This window comes from Amycolatopsis sp. NPDC051071 (genome assembly GCF_040682875.1).
In the GTDB taxonomy this organism is placed as follows: domain Bacteria; phylum Actinomycetota; class Actinomycetes; order Mycobacteriales; family Pseudonocardiaceae; genus Amycolatopsis.
On the sequence record NZ_JBFBBY010000154.1, the window covers coordinates 1 to 16,834 of the forward strand.

General features: G+C 68.1%; 17 protein-coding genes and 1 rRNA gene. 4 read left to right on the plus strand and 14 right to left on the minus strand.

Annotated elements, in window-relative coordinates:
* The first annotated feature begins 124 nt into the window (after positions 1 to 124).
* A 5S ribosomal RNA gene (gene rrf / locus AB0M65_RS33195) occupies positions 125 to 241 on the plus strand.
* A 400-nt stretch (positions 242 to 641) separates the two neighbouring features.
* On the opposite strand, the gene AB0M65_RS33200 is transcribed toward rrf, so the two are convergent.
* The 7 genes from AB0M65_RS33200 to AB0M65_RS33230 form a co-directional block, all read right to left on the minus strand.
* Entirely contained in the window at positions 642 to 1,385 is a 744-nt protein-coding gene (locus tag AB0M65_RS33200) for a Sir2 family NAD-dependent protein deacetylase (protein WP_364036691.1), read from the minus strand.
* Between the two features lie 15 nt (positions 1,386 to 1,400).
* Complete coding sequence (locus tag AB0M65_RS33205; RefSeq protein WP_364036694.1) at positions 1,401 to 2,606, minus strand: Ig-like domain-containing protein; 1,206 nt, start codon at positions 2,604 to 2,606, stop codon at positions 1,401 to 1,403.
* 105 nt (positions 2,607 to 2,711) lie between these two features.
* Entirely contained in the window at positions 2,712 to 3,578 is an 867-nt protein-coding gene (locus tag AB0M65_RS33210; protein ID WP_364036697.1) for a patatin-like phospholipase family protein, read from the minus strand.
* A gap of 9 nt (positions 3,579 to 3,587) precedes the next feature.
* Positions 3,588 to 4,250, minus strand: a complete 663-nt coding sequence (locus AB0M65_RS33215) for a DedA family protein (protein WP_364036700.1) — start codon at positions 4,248 to 4,250, stop codon at positions 3,588 to 3,590.
* Between the two features lie 62 nt (positions 4,251 to 4,312).
* Positions 4,313 to 5,314, minus strand: coding sequence for a lipoyl synthase (lipA, locus tag AB0M65_RS33220; RefSeq protein WP_364036703.1), 1,002 nt, complete (start codon positions 5,312 to 5,314; stop codon positions 4,313 to 4,315).
* A gap of 37 nt (positions 5,315 to 5,351) precedes the next feature.
* A complete protein-coding gene (locus tag AB0M65_RS33225; RefSeq protein WP_364036706.1) occupies positions 5,352 to 6,308 on the minus strand; it encodes an oxidoreductase in 957 nt (318 codons plus the stop codon).
* Positions 6,309 to 6,351: 43 nt separating this feature from the next.
* A complete protein-coding gene (locus tag AB0M65_RS33230; RefSeq protein WP_364036709.1) occupies positions 6,352 to 6,882 on the minus strand; it encodes a hypothetical protein in 531 nt (176 codons plus the stop codon).
* 132 nt (positions 6,883 to 7,014) lie between these two features.
* Between AB0M65_RS33230 and AB0M65_RS33235 the strand changes: the two genes are divergently transcribed.
* Both AB0M65_RS33235 and AB0M65_RS33240 read left to right on the plus strand, forming a co-directional pair.
* Entirely contained in the window at positions 7,015 to 7,632 is a 618-nt protein-coding gene (locus tag AB0M65_RS33235) for a TetR/AcrR family transcriptional regulator (RefSeq protein WP_364036712.1), read from the plus strand.
* A 24-nt stretch (positions 7,633 to 7,656) separates the two neighbouring features.
* Positions 7,657 to 8,592, plus strand: a complete 936-nt coding sequence (locus tag AB0M65_RS33240) for an LLM class F420-dependent oxidoreductase (protein WP_364036715.1) — start codon at positions 7,657 to 7,659, stop codon at positions 8,590 to 8,592.
* 189 nt (positions 8,593 to 8,781) lie between these two features.
* On the opposite strand, the gene lipB is transcribed toward AB0M65_RS33240, so the two are convergent.
* From lipB to lpdA, 7 genes are all read right to left on the minus strand, one after another.
* Positions 8,782 to 9,525, minus strand: coding sequence for a lipoyl(octanoyl) transferase LipB (gene lipB, locus AB0M65_RS33245; RefSeq protein WP_364036717.1), 744 nt, complete (start codon positions 9,523 to 9,525; stop codon positions 8,782 to 8,784).
* 10 nt (positions 9,526 to 9,535) lie between these two features.
* Positions 9,536 to 10,150, minus strand: a complete 615-nt coding sequence (locus tag AB0M65_RS33250; RefSeq protein ID WP_364036720.1) for a phosphatase PAP2 family protein — start codon at positions 10,148 to 10,150, stop codon at positions 9,536 to 9,538.
* A complete protein-coding gene (locus AB0M65_RS33255; protein WP_364036723.1) occupies positions 10,147 to 11,031 on the minus strand; it encodes a TIGR01777 family oxidoreductase in 885 nt (294 codons plus the stop codon). The genes AB0M65_RS33250 and AB0M65_RS33255 overlap by 4 nt, the downstream gene beginning before the upstream one ends.
* 37 nt (positions 11,032 to 11,068) lie before the next feature.
* A complete protein-coding gene (locus AB0M65_RS33260) occupies positions 11,069 to 11,536 on the minus strand; it encodes a helix-turn-helix transcriptional regulator (protein WP_364036726.1) in 468 nt (155 codons plus the stop codon).
* Between the two features lie 9 nt (positions 11,537 to 11,545).
* Positions 11,546 to 12,658 (minus strand): serine hydrolase, encoded by a 1,113-nt coding sequence (locus AB0M65_RS33265; protein ID WP_364036728.1) that lies wholly within the window; start codon positions 12,656 to 12,658, stop codon positions 11,546 to 11,548.
* A 159-nt stretch (positions 12,659 to 12,817) separates the two neighbouring features.
* Positions 12,818 to 14,590 (minus strand): 2-oxoglutarate dehydrogenase, E2 component, dihydrolipoamide succinyltransferase, encoded by a 1,773-nt coding sequence (gene sucB, locus AB0M65_RS33270; protein WP_364036731.1) that lies wholly within the window; start codon positions 14,588 to 14,590, stop codon positions 12,818 to 12,820.
* A 56-nt stretch (positions 14,591 to 14,646) separates the two neighbouring features.
* Complete coding sequence (lpdA, locus tag AB0M65_RS33275; RefSeq protein WP_364036734.1) at positions 14,647 to 16,020, minus strand: dihydrolipoyl dehydrogenase; 1,374 nt, start codon at positions 16,018 to 16,020, stop codon at positions 14,647 to 14,649.
* A 182-nt stretch (positions 16,021 to 16,202) separates the two neighbouring features.
* On the opposite strand from lpdA, the gene AB0M65_RS33280 reads away from it, so the two are divergent.
* Entirely contained in the window at positions 16,203 to 16,547 is a 345-nt protein-coding gene (locus AB0M65_RS33280; protein ID WP_364036737.1) for an oxidoreductase, read from the plus strand.
* Positions 16,548 to 16,834 lie beyond the last annotated feature (287 nt).

Below are 16,834 nucleotides of genomic sequence, written 5' to 3' on the forward strand. Positions count from 1 at the left end.
CGAGTTGACTGGTACTAATAGGCCGAGGACTTGCCCACAAAGATGTTACGCATCCACTCTACAGCTCTGAAACACCACACCACCACCAAGCAACAACTGGTGGGTAGTGGTTGTTTCGTAGTGTTTCGGTGGTTATAGCGTCAGGGAAACGCCCGGTCCCATTCCGAACCCGGAAGCTAAGCCTGACAGCGCCGATGGTACTGCAACCGAAGGGTTGTGGGAGAGTAGGACACCGCCGGACTAAACGTTAAACAAGGTCCAGGCCCCGGTCGAGAACCCAACAGTTCTCCCGGGACCTGGACCTTTTTCACGTTCCCCACACCGCAACACCCGTGCCCGGCCCCGCAACACCCGTGCCTAAACCCGCAACACGCGTGCCTGAAGGCGCAACACGCGTGCTTGAGGGCGTAACACGCGTGCTTGAAGAGGTAACACGCGTGCTTGAAGGCGGAACATCGTGTCACGCGCTCAAGCACGCGAGTTACGCCCTCAAGCACGCGAGTTACGCCCTCAGGCACGCGAGTTACGGCTTCAGGCACGCGAGATACGCCCTCAGGCACGCGAGATACGGGTTCAAGCACGCGTGTTGCGGGGTTGAGCACGTGAAGTGCGGGCGGGGGGCAGGCACGTGGGGGCGAGGGTCAGGGGATCAGGGCGGGGAGGGTTGAGCCGAGCGGGCCGCGGATCAGGGCGGCGGCCAGGGAGTCGTAGGGCGTTTCGGAGCCGTTGCAGATCACGATGTCGGCACCGGCCCGTGAGGCAGCGCTCACCAGGCCCGCGGCGGGCTGAACGCCGAGGGACGAGCCGGCCACCAGGAGGAGATCGCTCGCTTCGACGGCGGCACGGGCCGCGAGAAGCAGGTCGCGGTCCAGTTGCTGGCCGAAGGAGATCGTGGCGGACTTCAGGATGCCGCCGCACACCAGACAAGGCGGATCGGTCTCGCCTGCCCGGACTCGTTCCAGGGTCGAACGCATGTCCCGGTGATCGTCACAGGACAGGCAGACCGACTCGAACATCGTCCCGTGCAGTTCCAGCACCCGCTCCGGCGGAAAGCCCGCCTTCTGGTGCAGCTGGTCGATGTTCTGCGTGACGATCTGAGTCAGTGTCCCGGACAGGCGCACGAGGGCGTGGTGCGCGGCGTTCGGCTCGGCGTGCCAGGCAGGGTGGACCAGCCGCGCCTGCCAAGTCCGCTCTCGGACCTCGCGACTGCCTCGATACGCCTGGAGGTTCGACATCTTCCGCGCGCTTGGATCGCGAGTCCACAGGCCCTGCGGACCGCGGAAGTCGGGGATCCCCGAGTCCGTGGAGATCCCGGCGCCGGTCAGTGCGACTATCCGGCCGGCGCCGGCCACGAGTGAGCGGGCCCTGCTCAGGGTGGTGGTCACGGGCCCATCATGCCTCTACTTGATCGCGCTGCCCGCCTGCCAGTCCGCCCACGACTTCGACCAGTCGCCGTAGCGGTCCCAGACCGGCAGCTGCGGGCCACCGGAGTTGGTCACCTCGACGACGTCGCCGAGCCCCAGGTTCTGGTAGAACCACTGGGCGTTGGCGGCGTTGAGATTGACGCAGCCGTGCGACACGTTCGAGCTGCCCTGCGCGCCGACGCTGTTCGGGTTCTCGTGGACGAACTCGCCGTCGTTGGAGATCCGCAGCGACCACTTCTCGTTCGACTTGTAGTATCCCGGCTGCCCTTGGCAGACGCCGTAGGTGCACGAGTCCATCACGTAATTCTCGTGTTTGTCCGAAATGACGTGTGCGCCCAAATGCGTCGGCGTGGCGTCCTTGCCCATGGAAATGGGCATCGATTTCGCCAGCTGGCCGTTGTGGAAGATCTGCATCTGTTCGGTGTTGCCGTCGGCCTTCGCGATCCAGGAATCGTGCACTTTGTACGTTTCGGTGCGGTCGGTCGCGCCGTAGACGCCATTGCCGAAATCGACGCCGTAGATCATCGCCGACACCTTCAGTGTCGTCCCGGCCTGCCAGTAGACCTTGGGCCGGTAATCGACGTTCTTGTCATCGATCCAGTACCAGGAGCCCTCCTGTTTCGGCGTGGACTCCACCGACAGCTTCTTCTCCACGTCGGCCTTGTTCTTCACTGGCTGGCCGAAGGAGAACACGATCGGCTGGCCGACACCGATCCCGTTCGAGGTGACCGACGCCGGCGCCGGGACGAGGTTCGGGTTCGCCTGCTGACGCGGGCTCAAGGTGGAGAGCCTGCTCTGCTGCTCGACCGGTTTTCCGTTGGCGCCCTGTGCGTGCGCCATGACCTTGTACGTGCTGCCGTAACCGAGGGGCTCCACCGTTTTCCAGCTGAGCCCGTCAGCGGCGAGTTCGCCCTTCACCGGGTTGCCCTTGTCGGCGTTGGTGACGGCGACGTCGGTCAGCTTGCCGTGCTCGGCCTTGACGACGACCGGGGTCGCCGGATTGACGTCGGTCCCGCCCGCCGGGTCAATGGTCACCGAAACCGGGCTTTCATCTGATCCGGCGCTGGTTCCGGTCGAATTCGCGCTGCCGCTTCCCGCGTCGCCCGAGGACGAGCAGGCCGAGATCAGCAGCACCGCGGCGAGTATTCCGGCCGTCGAAAGTAATGTCTTCTTGGGAAACATATGAGTCTCTCTTAAATGTAACCAGTTACGTCGCTCGATCAGCGGAAAGTTTTCTTTCAAAAGTACGCGACGAAGAAGACGTGATCGATGCCGGATGGTTGCCTGTCACGCCACAACGAGACCCGGGGCACCATAAAGACCGGGGCCGTCGATACGCAATTCACCCAAATAGGTCTTCGCGGCTTCGTAGGCCTCACTCGTCAGCGTGGTGGTGTGGCTGAAGTCCAACGGGCTGACCCGGACCGGCTTCGGGCCCGGCACGTAGACGACGGGGACCTCGGCGGCGGCGATCGGCGCCTCCAGCACGGCCTGATTCCGCATGCTGATCATCGCGGTGAACATCATCACCTCGGCGAAGGTCTGCGGGGTGCCGGGCATCTTGCCGGGGAAGGCGCAGTCGAGGACGACGAGCGACTTCGCACCCATCGCGAGCGCTTGGCGCATCGGCACGTTGGCGACCAGGCCGCCGTCGTAAAGCATGTGGCCCTCGAACGGCACCGGCGGATAGATCCCCGGGATCGCGCAACTCGCCAGCAGCGGCACCAGGACGGGCCCTGAGCGGATCAGCAGCGGCTCGGCGGTGTCGACGTCGGTCGCGACGACGCCCAGCGGTAGCGCGAGATCCTCGAACCGGACGCCTTCGCCGACGTGCTCGTCGACGATCGCGGCGAGGCCGGTGTTGGGGAACAGGTTGGTCTTGCTGTGCCGCAGGGTCCGTACCTGGCTGAGGACGCCGCCGGGGAATGCCTCGTGGCGCGTCATCCGCGACCAGATCCGGGTCAGCCTGGCGCCCGGCTCGTCGCCGAGGGCGAGGACGGCGGCGTTCAGCGAACCCACCGAGGTGCCGACGACGAGGTCGGGGCTGATGCCCGCCTCGGAGATCGCTTGGAGCATCCCGACCTGCATGGCGCCAAGGCTGCCTCCGCCGCCGAGGACGAAACCGATTGGCTGGGGCAGGTTCAGGGCGGCCATGCCCGGAATCTAGTCTTCCGCGCCGACCTTCGCCGGGGTGGCTTCTTCGACTGTGCCGGCGAGTGCCTTCTTTTTCTTGTAGCGCAGCAGGAAGAACACGGCGACACCGACGAGTACGCCGACGATGGCCAGGCCGCCGGTGTTGAGTACGCCTTCGACCTTCTTCGCGGCCTCACCGAGTGCGGCGCCGATGCCGATGTGGATGGCCGACCAGCAGGCGGCACCGGCCGCGGCGGCGGGCAGGAACTTGCGGAACGGCAGGCCGGAGGTGCCGGACGCGGCCGGGGTCAGCGTGCGGATGACCGGCAGGAATCGCGCGAAGAACACCGCCCAGGCGCCTCGTCGTTCGAGGACACCGGTCGCCTTGTCCCAGGCGTCGAGGCCGTACTTGCGGATCAGCTTGGTCTCGCGCAGGCGCGGGCCGAAGCGTTTGCCGATCGCGTACCCGAGCGAGTCGCCGAGTGCGGCGCAGACCGTCACAACCGCCCACAGGGTCAGGAAACGGGAGACCGACGTCGCCGTCGTGGCCGCTACCAGCAGCCCCGACTCGCCGGGCGCGATGAAGCCGAGCCCGATGGTGCATTCGGCGAACACCAGCCCGCCGGTCGCCGCGACCAGTCCCGGTTCCGGGAGTCCCTGCAGCCAATCGAGAAGATCCGTTACCAACGCCACCAGGTCACTTTAGGTGATTCGTGACCTGGTGGGTGGCGACGTTCGGAAGAGGGTGACCGGAGTCACCGGGCCAGCAGCGAGCTGGCTTCCTGCGCGGCGGGCCCTTCGGCGGCGAGGTGCGCCAGGTTCTCCGACAGCGCTTCGCCGCGGTGAGCCTTCGTCTGCGCGAAGAGCCGCCCGGCGCGGTACGAGGACCGGACCAGCGGCCCGGCCATCACCCCGGCGAAGCCCATGGCCTCGGCGGCGTTGGAGTGCTCGACGAACTCCTCGGGCTTGACCCAGCGGTCCACCGGGTGGTGCCTCGGCGAGGGCCGCAGGTACTGGGTGATCGTGAGGATTTCGCAGCCGGCGTCGACCAGGTCCCGCATGGCAGGGCCGACCTCGTCGGGGGTTTCGCCCATGCCGAGGATGAGGTTCGACTTCGTCACCAGACCGGCTTCACGGGCGCGGGTGATGACTTCCAGTGACCGCGCGTAGCGGAAGCCCGGACGGATGCGCTTGAAAATGCGCGGCACCGTCTCGACGTTGTGCGCCAACACTTCGGGCCGCGAGCCGAAGACCTCGGTGAGCTGGCCGGGGTCGGCGTTGAAGTCCGGGATCAGCAGTTCGACGCCGGTGCCGGGGTTGAGTGCGTGGATCTGGCGCACGGTTTCGGCGTACAGCCACGCGCCGCCGTCTTCGAGGTCGTCGCGGGCGACGCCGGTCACCGTCGAATAGCGCAGGCCCATGGCCTGAACGCTTTCGGCGACCTTGCGCGGCTCGGTCGTGTCCAGCGCGGCCGGTTTGCCGGTGTCGATCTGACAGAAGTCACACCGACGGGTGCACTGATCGCCACCGATCAGGAACGTGGCCTCACGGTCTTCCCAGCACTCATAGATGTTGGGACAACCGGCTTCTTCGCAGACGGTGTGGAGGCCTTCGCGGCGCACCAGACCTTTCAGCTCGGTGAACTCCGGGCCCATCCGCGCGCGCGTCTTGATCCACGGCGGCTTCTTTTCGATGGGAGTCTGGGAATTCCGGACCTCGAGCCGCAACAGCTTGCGGCCATCTGGGGCAGCACTCACACCGTCACCCTACGCCCGCCGTAGTAGTGGTCGCCGCTCACGCGGGGTCGGGGGTGACGCCCGTCAACTTGGTGGTCACGTCCCACACCGCGGCGCCGAGCGACTCGCTTTTCGCGGCCGGCACGGGGCGGACCTTGACCGGGGTACCGCGTAAGCCGCCGAGACCGTGCGGCCCGATGTAGTCGCCGCCTTCGACCTCGGGTGAGGTCGCCGCGAGCAACTGCGGGAGCGTGCCCTGCCTGACGTTCTGCGCGATGAAGATCTCGCCGATCCGGTTGCCCGCGCTGACGAGTGCGCGCACCACCGGGTTGCGGTAGGAGCGGGCCATCCCCGCGCCGAGGCCGGTCCAGGTGTAGCCAGGGTGGGCGGCCACGCTGATGACGTCCTCGCCCGCGGCGCGCAGCCGGCGGTCGAGTTCGAGCGCGAATACCTGGTTGGCTAGCTTCGACTGACCGTAGGCCGCGGCCGGGTTGTACGTGCGGCGCTCGAAGTTCGGGTCCGCGACGTCGATACGCGCGCCCGCCGCCGCGACGCTCGACAGGGTCACGACCCTGGCGGCCGAGCCGTTGCGCAGTGACGGCATCAGCAGCCACGTCAGCACCGCGTGCCCGAGGTGGTTCGTGCCGAACTGGGTCTCGAAGCCGTCCTTCGTGTGACCTCGCGGGATCGCCATCAAGCCGGCGTTGTTGACCAGGAGGTCGAGCTTCCCCTCGGCCAGTTCCTGGACCTTCTTGGCCGCTTCGCGCACCGACTCGAGGTCGGCGAGATCGAGCCGGACCAGTTCGGGTGCGGGCCCGGTCGCGGCCGCGCGTACCCGCTCCAGTGCCTTGGCCCCGCGCTCCGGTGACCGGCAGCCGAGCAGCACGCGGGCCCCCTTGCCCGCGAGTACTTCGGCGGTCCGGAGCCCCAGCCCCGAGTTCGCCCCCGTGACGAACGCGGTCCGGCCGGTCTGATCCGGGATGTCGGCCTCGGTCCAGCGCGTGTGAGCAGCCATATCGATCACCTAACTACATCGGCGGCGGGGCCGCCATGCCACGTCACGCGCTGGGCGCGAGCAACCGGAGCAGGTGACCCATCGGGCTGCGGCGGCGGGCGGGTTTGGCCTGACGGCCGTGCCGGAGCAAGGTGGCGAACACGCTGCCGACCTTGGTGATCTCGGTGGTGGACTCGTTCCAGTCGGCCAGCCCCGCCGTGAGCGCGAGGGTGCGCAGTTCGGCTTCGTGGGACGGGACAAGCTCGGGGCACCGATCGAGGGCGGCGTCGAGAACGGCGCGAAGGGTTTCGTGCTCGGCCGTGGCGTGGTTCCACGCACGGGTGACGGCTTCGACGCGGTCGAGCGCGAGGTCCTGATCGGCGTAGTCCGGATCGGTCATCTCGGCACGCAGACGGCCGGCCAGCACCTGGTTCCACTTGTACTGAAGGGCGACCAGAAGCTCGGCTTCGGTCGCGAAGTACTTGGTGGCCCCCGGGATTTCTTCGAGTTCAAGCGGATCGGACGGGTGGTGACCCGCCTCCCGCAGTGCGGCTTCGAGGATGTCGCGCCGCTGGTAGAAGTCGTTCCAGCTCATGATGTGGGCTCCCCTCCGTGGTCCGGTTCATACCGCAGGTTTGCGGCATACTCCCGGTACGGACCTGACAGCAGCCAACATACCATGAGTATGAAGCCGGACCATCGGCGTAAAGTTGTGAAGGTGGCGACAATGAGGTCAAGGCGGCTGGACTATTCCGAGTCCACCCGGTCGGCACTCGTCGAGAGTGCCGTGGAGCTGTTCACCAAACGCGGGTACGCCGGTACGTCTCTCGACGAGATCGCCAAGCGGGCCAGGGTGACGAAGGGCGCGCTCTACCACCATTTCAGTGGGAAGCAGGCGTTGTTCGAGGCTGCCTTCGACACGGTCGAGAGCCAGGTTTTCGACCGGCTCGAAACGATCATGAACGGGCCGGGCTCGCCGTGGGAGCGGGCGCTCGCCGGGCTGCGCGGGTTCCTGCAGAGCTGTCTCGACCCGGCGTACCAGCGCATCGCGATCCACGAGGCGCCGGTGGTGATGGGCTGGGAGCGCTGGCGCGAGGCGGAGGAAAGGTGCAGTTTCGGCCTGGTCCGCACCGGGATCCAGTCGCTCATCGAGGTCGGCGAGGTCGACGACGTCCCGGTGGACGTCACCGCGCGGCTGCTGTTCGGCGCGTTGTCGAGTGCCGCCATCGAGATCGCGAGTTCGCCGGAGCCGAAGAAGGTCAGCGCCCAGGTCGAGGAGGTCCTGGTGCGCTTGCTTGTCGGATTTCGCCGTATTTCACCCGCCGAGCACGGGAAGGCGAGCTGAAGCGTCTGTCTATAAAGTGACGGCGTGGACCTCAGGATCTTTACCGAGCCCCAGCAAGGGGCCAGTTACGACGACCTGCTCCGGGTGGCCAAAGCCACCGAGGACGCGGGCTACGACGCCTTCTTCCGCAGCGACCACTATCTGAAGATGGGGTCGGCCGACGGCCTGCCGGGGCCGACTGACGCATGGATCACCCTCGCGGGTCTCGCCCGTGAGACCAGCCGTGTGCGGCTGGGCACCCTCGTCACCGCCGCCACCTTCCGGCATCCGTCGGTGCTGGCGATCTCGGTCGCGCAGGTCGACCAGATGTCCGGCGGCCGGATCGAACTCGGCCTCGGTTCGGGCTGGTACGACGACGAGCACACGGCGTACGGTCTCGACCTGCCGCCGCTCAAGGAACGTTTCGACCGCTACGCCGAGCAGCTCGCGGTGGTCACCGGCCTGTGGGAGACGCCGGAAGGCGAGACGTTCTCCTTCAGCGGCGAGCACTACCAGCTCGTCGGCTCGCCCGGCCTGCCGAAGCCGGCTCAGCGGCCCCGGCCGCCGGTGATCATCGGTGGTGGCGGCAAGAAGCGGACCCCCGCGCTCGCCGCGCGCTACGCCGACGAGTTCAACCTGCCGTTCGTGGGGCCGGGGTTCGCCATCGAGCAGTTCGGCCGCGTCGACCACGCCGCCCGCGAGATCGGCCGCGACCCCCAGGAGATCCTCCGCTCGGTCGCGCTGGTCGTCGCCGTGGGCCGTGACGACGCCGAGATCGCGAAACGTGCCGCGGTGATCGGCCGCGACGTGGCGGAGCTGAAGGAGAACGGCCTGGCGGGGACGCCGTCGGAGGTCGTCGAGAAGATCGGGCAATGGCGGGAGAAGACCGGGATCACCCGGCTTTACCTGCAGTTGCTGGATCTTTCGGATCTGGACCAGATCGAGCTGGTCGCCGCCGAGGTCGCTCCTCAGCTGGACTGAAGTGGACCTCTAGACGTATTTCACGGTGACGCCCAGCCCGGTGGCGGGGCCGCCGAAGCGGTGCCGGGCAGGGCCATCAGCCCGCCCGCGGCGGCCGCGACCGCCAGTACGCGCGTGAATTTACGCATCGATTCCTCCCAGTGGGACCGCGGTGTTTCCGCGGCCCTACCGGGAAGCCTGGCACAAAAGCTAGCTCTGCAAAGCGAAAGTGACACCGGGGGCGGCGGGTGCCTCGGGACGCGGCAGCCAGCGCTCGTCGTTCACCGGGAGGTCGCCCTCCAGCGCCGCGAGCACGGCTTCGCGTGCCATCGGCAGTACCGATGCCACGGTGACCTCGCGGTCGAGTTCGTACGAAAGTGACGTCACGCCCGCGTCCCGGATGCCGCACGGGACGATTTTGTCGAAGGCGCCCAGGTCCGGATCGCAGTTCAGCTCGAAGCCGTGCATCGTCACGCCGCGCTGCACGCGGATGCCGATCGCGGCGATCTTGCGTTCGACGCCGCGGTCGTCGGCGGGGATCCAGACACCGCTGCGGCCCTCGACCCGGCCGGTGTGCACGCCGAGCTGGTCGCAGACGGTGATCAGGGCCTCTTCGAGACGCCGGACGTAATGCACGACGTCGATCGGGTCGGCGAGTTTGATGATCGGGTAACCGACCAGCTGGCCGGGGCCGTGCCAGGTGATCTTCCCACCGCGGTCGACGTCGATCACCTGGGTGTCGTCGGTCGGCCGGTCCTCGGCTTCGGTGCGCTTGCCGGCTGTGTACACCGACGGGTGCTCCAGCAGCAGCATGGTGTCGGGGCCGACGCCGTCGGCACGGGCGGTCACGTGGCGGCGCTGGAGTTCCCAGGCTTCGGTGTAGTCGATCGTCCCGATCTCACGGACGTCGACGGGCTCGGTGGCGGCACGGCATGACGTGGTCGAAGAGCTCACTTCAGCGACACTACGCCGGGTCTCTCGGCAAGGGCAGCAGGCCCAGTCCGGCCGCGGCGATCAGGCCGACGCCGCCGACGGCCAGCACCGATCCGGCGGTGTCGGTCAGCCAATGGACGCCCAGCACGACCCGGCAGAGCGCGCCAAGGACCGTCACCGCGACGGCGATCGTGATGGCAAGGCGCACCAGCCGCGGCCGGGTCCACGCGCAGAGCAGGACGGCGACGAAACCAGTGCAGGCGACGGCGACGACGTGCCCGCTCGGATAGCTCAGGTCGGGGAAGGCGCGAGGCCGTTCCCGGTAAAACAGTGGTTTGGCGATCAGGCTGGTCAGACGGCACAGCGCCAGGACGACGGCGAGTTTGACGCAGAGCGCGGTCAGGTCCCGGCGGCGCCAGGCGATCACCACCAGCGCGGCGCCGAGCGCGAACGGCAGCACCGGGCCGAGGACGTTCGTGATCAAGCCGGCGACCTGCCCGGCCGGCTGCGTGTACTGCCCGCGAAAGGCGTCGGCGAGTGCGACGTCCACCGGTGGCGGCCGGCCGTCGACCAGCAGGCCGAGGACGACGAAACCGATCAACAGCAGGGTTCCGGCGAGGATGTACAGGCCGCGGCGCAGGGTCATGTCGCGGCGGCCAGCGCGCCTTCGAGAGTCGGGTGGCGGAATTCGTAGCCCGCCTCTTCCAGCGCTTTGGGCATTGCCCGCTGCCCGAACAACGCCATTTCCTCGGCGGCCTGGCCGAGCGCGATCTTCATGGCGAAACCGGGGACCTGCCACAGCGCCGGGCGGTGCACGGCGTGGCCGAGTGCCTTCGTGAACGCCGCGTTCGTGGCGGGCCGCGGTCCGGAGAGGTTCACCGGACCGGACAGGGATTCGTTCCCCAGCGCGAAAACGATCGCGCCGACCTCGTCGTCGAGTGAGATCCACGGCAGGTATTGCTTGCCGTCGCCGAGTTTCCCGCCGAGCCCGAGGCGGAACAGCGGCCGCAGGACGTCGAGAAGCCCACCTTTGCGGGCGAGCACCAGTCCGGTGCGGAGCCGTACGACACGGGCGCCGGCGGTCGCCGCCGCCTCGGAGGCGCCTTCCCAAGCAGTGCAGAGTCCGGCGAGGAAGCCGCGGCCCACCGGACTCGCTTCGTCCACAAGGGACGGTCCGGAGTCGCCGTAGTAGCCGACCGCGGACGCGTTCAGCAGCACCGGGATCCCGTGTTCGGCGACCGCTTCGGCGAGCACCTCGGTCGGTTCGATCCGGCTGTCCAGCAGGACCTGTTTGCGGGCCGCGCTCCAGCGTCCGGGCAACAGCGGGGCACCCGCGAGGTTCACCACGGCGTCGACACCGTCGAGCGCGCCGTCGGCGATTTCCCCGGCAGGGGGATCCCAGCGGCGTTCGTCGTCGGCCCGCTCTTCCCGGCGCACGAGCCGGACCACCTCATGCCCCGACTCGTGAAGCCGATCAGTCAGGGAGGTGCCGATCAGTCCGCTCGCACCCGCGATCAGAACTCGCATGATCCGATCGTGTCCTATCCGCGATCCGGTCGCACGCTCAGGTTCGCAGTTGCCCCGCGACGTCGGACGCCGCGGTGAGCAGCACCAGCACCGGGATCGTCGCGGCGGGACGCAGGCGGTAACTGCCCCGCTTGTCCTGCTCGACGATCCCGGCGCCGGTCAGCGCCTTGAGATGGTGGTAGAGCCGGCCGGGGGAGCCGAGTTCGGCGGCTTCCTGCAAGGACGGCGCGGATTGGGTGCCCTTTTCGGCCAGCGTTCGCACGAGTGCCACCCGTGCGGTGCTGGACAAGGCCGCGAGCACCTCGACCCGCGGCCCGTCGTCCAGCGCCAGCATCGGACCCGGCGTGACGTTGATCGCCCAGCTCAGCTCGACGGGATCGGTGAGCTCGCCGCGATACCCGACCAGCCCACCGGGACTGGTCGGCGGCGAGGCCGGGCCCTGCTCTTCGAGCGCGGCGACCCGTTCTTCGAGTGCGGCGATCCGGTCGGCGAGCTCAGCGTTCATACCGGTTATCTATACCGTCGGCCGGCCGAGTGCTCGCCGCAGGGCGGTGAACTTCGCGGGGTCGGCCAGCGCTTCGACCACGTAGTAGATGAGGACGGCGGCGTTCCGCATCGCCTGCTCGTTCACGCCGGTGAGCAGGAGAGCCGCCGTGCCCGAACGACCGCCGGGCCAGCGCACGGAGAGCCCGAAGGTCAAAGAGAAGGGAAGGCTGCCGCCCTTGAAGAGCACTTCGCTCGCTCCGGCGGGTACGCGGTCCGAAAGCGGTCGCGCGAGGATTTCGCGGGCCAGTGCGCCACCTGGCCGATAGCGGTCCGTCGCGAGGCTGTGGTGGAGCGCGAACAGGTCCGTCGCCGATCCCTGGCCGTGGCCTTTGATCCACGGCCACTGCGTTTCCGGGGTCATCGGCATCTCCGGCCAGCGCCTCAACGCTTCGGCGCGGAACGCGGGATCGGCCACGAAGCGGCGCGCCACCGCGTCACCCATCGCCCGCCGGACCGCCGCCGGGCTCCCGGGCGGAGGCGCGTACTCCGGCATGATCAGCATCAGGATCTCGCCGCCCAGTGATCGGGTGTCCGGCCTGAACCAGCCCCCGCGCGCCGCCGCGAACCGGAGGGCGGGGTCGCCGAGCCGGGTGCGGAGGTAGTCGGTCGCGGCGTTGTCGCTGAAGAAGATCATCGACTCGACGAGTCGCTTCAAGGGAACGCGCTGCTCCGGGTCTTTGGCGATCCCGTAATCGTCGCAGGGAATGGCCAGCGAGTTAAGGGCCTGGAAGTGGGCGCGACCGTCGCCGACGAAGGGATGGTGGGCGTCCCAGTCACCCACCCGGATCATTTCGTTCGGGTCGAGCCTGCCCTCGGCGACCGCCGTGGCGTACGCGCTGAGATGTACGACTTTGATCGACGAAGCCATGACGCGGTCGACGTCGGCGTCGCGGGCGGCGCGGCGGCCCGCGCCGTCGTCGATCAGGACGGAGACGTCGTGCCGGTGCGCGGCGATCCAGTCGAGCCAGCCCTGTTCCGTCGCCGTGTCCGGTCCGGTCGTGGCCGCGCTCGCGGTCCCCGGCAGCAGCAACGCCGCCGATCCGGCCGCGGCCCCAGCCAGCAGATGGCGTCTGGTCAGCATGGTCAACACCCTCCCTCTCGTTTTCCGTAATTCCGGAATACTAGAGTTCTGGGTGGCTGTCAAACCTCCGCAACTAGAGGACTAATTGCGGGGAAGGGAAAGGCGAAGGCCCCCGCCCCGCCGAAGCGGGACGAGGGCCTTCACGCGACTACCGGAGGATCAGAGACCGAGCTCGTCCTCGAAGTTGCCCTCTTCCAGACGCTGCTTGATCGTCGTGACGAAACGGCCCGCGTCGGCCCCGTCCACCAGGCGGTGGTCGTAGGTCAGCGGCAGGAACGCCATCGACCGGACGGCGATGGTGTCGTTGCCGTCGGCGTCCGCGATCACGACCGGGCGCTTCACGACCGCGCCGGTACCGAGCATGCCGGACTGCGGCTGCACGATGATCGGCGTGTCGAACAGGGCGCCGTTGGAGCCGATGTTCGTGATCGTGAAGGTGCCGCCCGAAAGCTCGTCCGGCTTGATCTGGCCCGAACGCGCGCGGCCTGCCAGGTCGGCGATGCGGTGCGCGAGACCGGCGAGGCTGAGCTCACCCGCGTCGTGGATGACCACCGACAGCAGACCCTTTTCGGTGTCCACCGCGATTCCCAGGTGCACCGCACCGTGGTAGGTGATCTCCTTCGTGTCCTCGTTGTAGGACGCGTTGACGTTCGGGTGCTGCTTGAGCGCCTCGACGGTGGCCTTCGCGAAGAACGGCAGGAACGTCAGGTTGACGCCCTCGCGCTCCTTGAACGCCGCCTTCGCCCGCTGACGCAGTTTGGCGACCTTCGTGACGTCCACCTCGTGGACCTGCGTGAGCTGCGCGGAAAGCTGCAGCGACTCGCGGGTCTTCGTGGCGGTGATCTGGCGGATCCGGCTGGCCTTCTGCACGGTTCCGCGCAGTGCCGCGAGCTCCGGCGAAACCGCGGCCTTGCGCGGAGCGGCCGGAGCCGACGACGCGGCGGATGCCGGTGCGGCGGCGGACTGGGCGGCGGGGGCCGAGGCTGCCTTCTGCTTGGCCTCCGCGGCCGCGAGCACGTCCTGCTTGCGGATGCGGCCACCGACACCGCTGCCGGTCAGCGCCGACAGGTCGATGCCGTGCTCCGACGCGAGCTTGCGGACCAGCGGCGTCACGTACGGCGAGCTGTCCGAACCGTTGTCACCGCTCGCCGCCGGGGCAGGCTGTGCGGCGGGCTTCGGTGCCTCGGCCTGCTTCGGCGCGGGGGCGGCTTCGGCCTTGGGCTCGGCCTTGGGCTCGGGCTCGGGCTTGGGTTCCGGCTTGGGCTCGGGCTTGGCCTCCTGCTGGGGGGTCTCGGCCTTCGGCGCCGGGGCGGACCCGGCCGCACCGATCACCGCGAGCACGCCGCCGACCTCGACGGTCTCGTCCTCACCGGCACGGATCTCCAGCACGGTGCCGGCGACCGGGGACGGGACCTCGGTGTCGACCTTGTCCGTGGAGATCTCGAGCAACGGCTCGTCGACGTCGACGCTGTCGCCGACCTGCTTGAGCCACCGGGTGACGGTGCCCTCGGTGACGCTCTCGCCCAGCTCGGGCAGCTTCACCTCGGTGCCTTCGCCGCCCGAAGCCGGCGCGGTGTCCGGCTTGGACGGCGCGGACGCCTGCTCCCGCGCGGGCTCCGGCTCGGGTTCGGGTTCCGGCTGCGCTTCTTCGGCGGCCGGTTCGGCGGAACCGGAGGACTCCGGAACACCGCCGGTGCCGTCGTCGATGATCGCGAGCACGCCGCCGACCTCGACGGTCTCGTCTTCCTGCGCGCTGATCTTCACGACCTTGCCGGCGACCGGGGACGGGACCTCGGTGTCGACCTTGTCCGTGGAGATCTCGAGCAACGGCTCGTCGACCTCGACGGTGTCGCCCTCCTGCTTCAACCACCGGGTGACGGTGCCCTCGGTGACGCTCTCACCGAGCTCCGGCAACGTGACGGAGTAGGCCATCGTTCGCTGACTCCCTTGATATGTCTTGCTTGGTCTGGTTCTTCGACGGTGAGACGTCAGCTGTGCACGTGCAGCGGCTTGCCCGCCAGGGCGAGGAACGCTTCACCGAGGGCCTCGGTCTGGGTGGGGTGCGCGTGGATGAGCGGGGCGACGTCCTCGGGGAAAGCCTCCCAGCTGTAGATCAACTGCGCTTCGCCGATCAGTTCGCCGACGCGGTCGCCCACCATGTGCACGCCCACGACCGGCCCTTCCGGGGCCTTGATCAGCTTGACCCCGCCGGAGGTCTTGAGGATCTGGCTCTTGCCGTTGCCGCCGAGGTCGTAAGTGAAGGTGGTGACGTCGGAGCCGTACTTCTCCTTCGCCTGCGACTCGGTGAGACCGACCGACGCGACCTCGGGGTGCGAGTAGGTGACGCGCGGGATGCCGCTCTCGTCGATGACGCGCGGCTCCTGGCCGGCGATCTCCTCGGCGACGAAGATGCCCTGCTGGAACCCGCGGTGCGCGAGCTGCAGACCAGGGACGATGTCGCCGACGGCGTAGACGTTCGGCAGGTTGGTGCGCAGGCGGTCGTCGGTGAGGACGAAGCCGCGCTCCATCTTGACCCCGGCCTCCTCGTACCCGTGCCCTGCCGAGTTCGGGCCGCGGCCGACGGCGACCAGCAGCAGGTCGGCTTCAAGCGTCTCGCCGGATTCCAGCGACACGCTGACGCCGTCGTCGTCCTGCTTGGCGCCGGTGAACCGGACGCCGGTCTTGAAGGCGATCTTGCGACGGCGGAAAGCGCGCTCGAGCTGCTTGGACGCGTACTCGTCCTCGTTCGGGACCAGGCGGGGCAGCGCCTCCACGATGGTGACGTCGACGCCGAAGGACGCCCACACGGACGCGAATTCGACACCGATGACACCACCGCCGAGGACGATGACCTTCTTCGGGATGTAGTCCAGCGAAAGGGCCTGCTCGCTCGCGATGACGCGGCCGCCCAGCTCCAGGCCGGGCAGCGTCTTCGAGTACGAGCCGGTGGCGAGGATGACGTTCTTGCCGGTGTAGCGGGTGCCGTCGACCTCGACGGTTGTGCCGCCGACGAACGTCCCGGTGCCCTCGACGAGGTTCACCTTGTGCGCCTTGGCCAGGCCCTGCAGGCCCTTGTACAGGCGGGAGACGATCCCGTCCTTGTACTTGTTGACCCCGGCGATGTCGATGCCTTCCAGCACGGCCTTGACGCCGAAGCTCTCGGCGTCGCGGGTCTCGTCGGCGACCTCCGCCGCGTGCAGGAGGGCCTTGGTCGGGATGCAGCCTCGGTGGAGGCACGTCCCGCCAAGCTTGTCCTTTTCGATCAGGGTGACGGAAAGGCCCAGCTCGGCCGCGCGGAACGCGGCGGCGTAGCCGCCCGATCCGCCACCCAGGATCACAAGGTCGGCGGAGGTTTCGGTCACTTCAATAACTCCTCGGCAAGCGGTAGGGGTGGTGCTCTGGCGCCGCTTCGCGCGGTATACGCGCGCGCGGACACTTGCCATCTTGTCACTACGCGCGGCGGGCCTGCGACCTAGCCGGGTATGCGACGGCGAGCACACGCCCGAGTCGGGATAATGGCCATCGGACGCGAGTGGGAAGTGAGGTGGTCGGAGTGGGTCTGTTCGACTCGCTGCGCAGACGTTCCAAAGGCGGGCAAAAGCCCGGTACGCTGCGGAAAGCCTCTTCAAACGACTTCAAACACCTCGAAGAGTGGTCCGCGTCGCGGACCGGTGTCGAGGCCTATGTGGAGCCCAAGACCAACGTCACCGATACCACAGTGGTCCTCATCGCCCACGACGGTGAATGGACGCGGCGACGGGTCGAGAGTCTGGACGCCGCGCGGCAGTTCGGTCACAAACGGTCGATCCCCGTGTACGAGGTGGCACGGGTCGGCTATCCGAAGCGGATGCGGGAGTACACCGAGCGGAAGAAGCGCGGCGAAGCCTGACCTGGCCGGGTTGGTCGTGAGTGGTAAGGACGGTTATTGAGGGGTAAGGCAACGTGGCGCCTTCGGGCGAGATGGTGCCCGGGGTGGCGTGGCACTCGCGTGCTCAAACACGGATCTCGCGTGCTTGAAGCCGGATCTTGCGTGCTTAAAGGCGGAACTCGCGTGCTTGAAGCCGTAACTCGCGTGCTTAAAGCCCGCCGCTCACGAGACGTGACCCCTGCGTTCCGGAGCCGCTCTTGCCCCGGAAGTACAGGAAGGCCCCCTTCCTTGCTAGCGCAAGGAAGGGG

Excerpts from the sequence above, each read along its gene's own strand:
- AB0M65_RS33205 (WP_364036694.1), bottom strand. The coding sequence starts at position 2,606 with ATGTTTCCCAAGAAGACATTACTTTCGACGGCCGGAATACTCGCCGCG.
- AB0M65_RS33210 (WP_364036697.1), bottom strand. The coding sequence starts at position 3,578 with ATGGCCGCCCTGAACCTGCCCCAGCCAATCGGTTTCGTCCTCGGCGGC.
- AB0M65_RS33225 (WP_364036706.1), bottom strand. The coding sequence starts at position 6,308 with ATGGCTGCTCACACGCGCTGGACCGAGGCCGACATCCCGGATCAGACC.
- AB0M65_RS33230 (WP_364036709.1), bottom strand. The coding sequence starts at position 6,882 with ATGAGCTGGAACGACTTCTACCAGCGGCGCGACATCCTCGAAGCCGCA.
- AB0M65_RS33235 (WP_364036712.1), top strand. The coding sequence starts at position 7,015 with ATGAGGTCAAGGCGGCTGGACTATTCCGAGTCCACCCGGTCGGCACTC.
- AB0M65_RS33250 (WP_364036720.1), bottom strand. The coding sequence starts at position 10,150 with ATGACCCTGCGCCGCGGCCTGTACATCCTCGCCGGAACCCTGCTGTTG.
- AB0M65_RS33255 (WP_364036723.1), bottom strand. The coding sequence starts at position 11,031 with ATGCGAGTTCTGATCGCGGGTGCGAGCGGACTGATCGGCACCTCCCTG.
- AB0M65_RS33260 (WP_364036726.1), bottom strand. The coding sequence starts at position 11,536 with ATGAACGCTGAGCTCGCCGACCGGATCGCCGCACTCGAAGAACGGGTC.
- AB0M65_RS33265 (WP_364036728.1), bottom strand. The coding sequence starts at position 12,658 with ATGCTGACCAGACGCCATCTGCTGGCTGGGGCCGCGGCCGGATCGGCG.
- sucB (WP_364036731.1), bottom strand. The coding sequence starts at position 14,590 with ATGGCCTACTCCGTCACGTTGCCGGAGCTCGGTGAGAGCGTCACCGAG.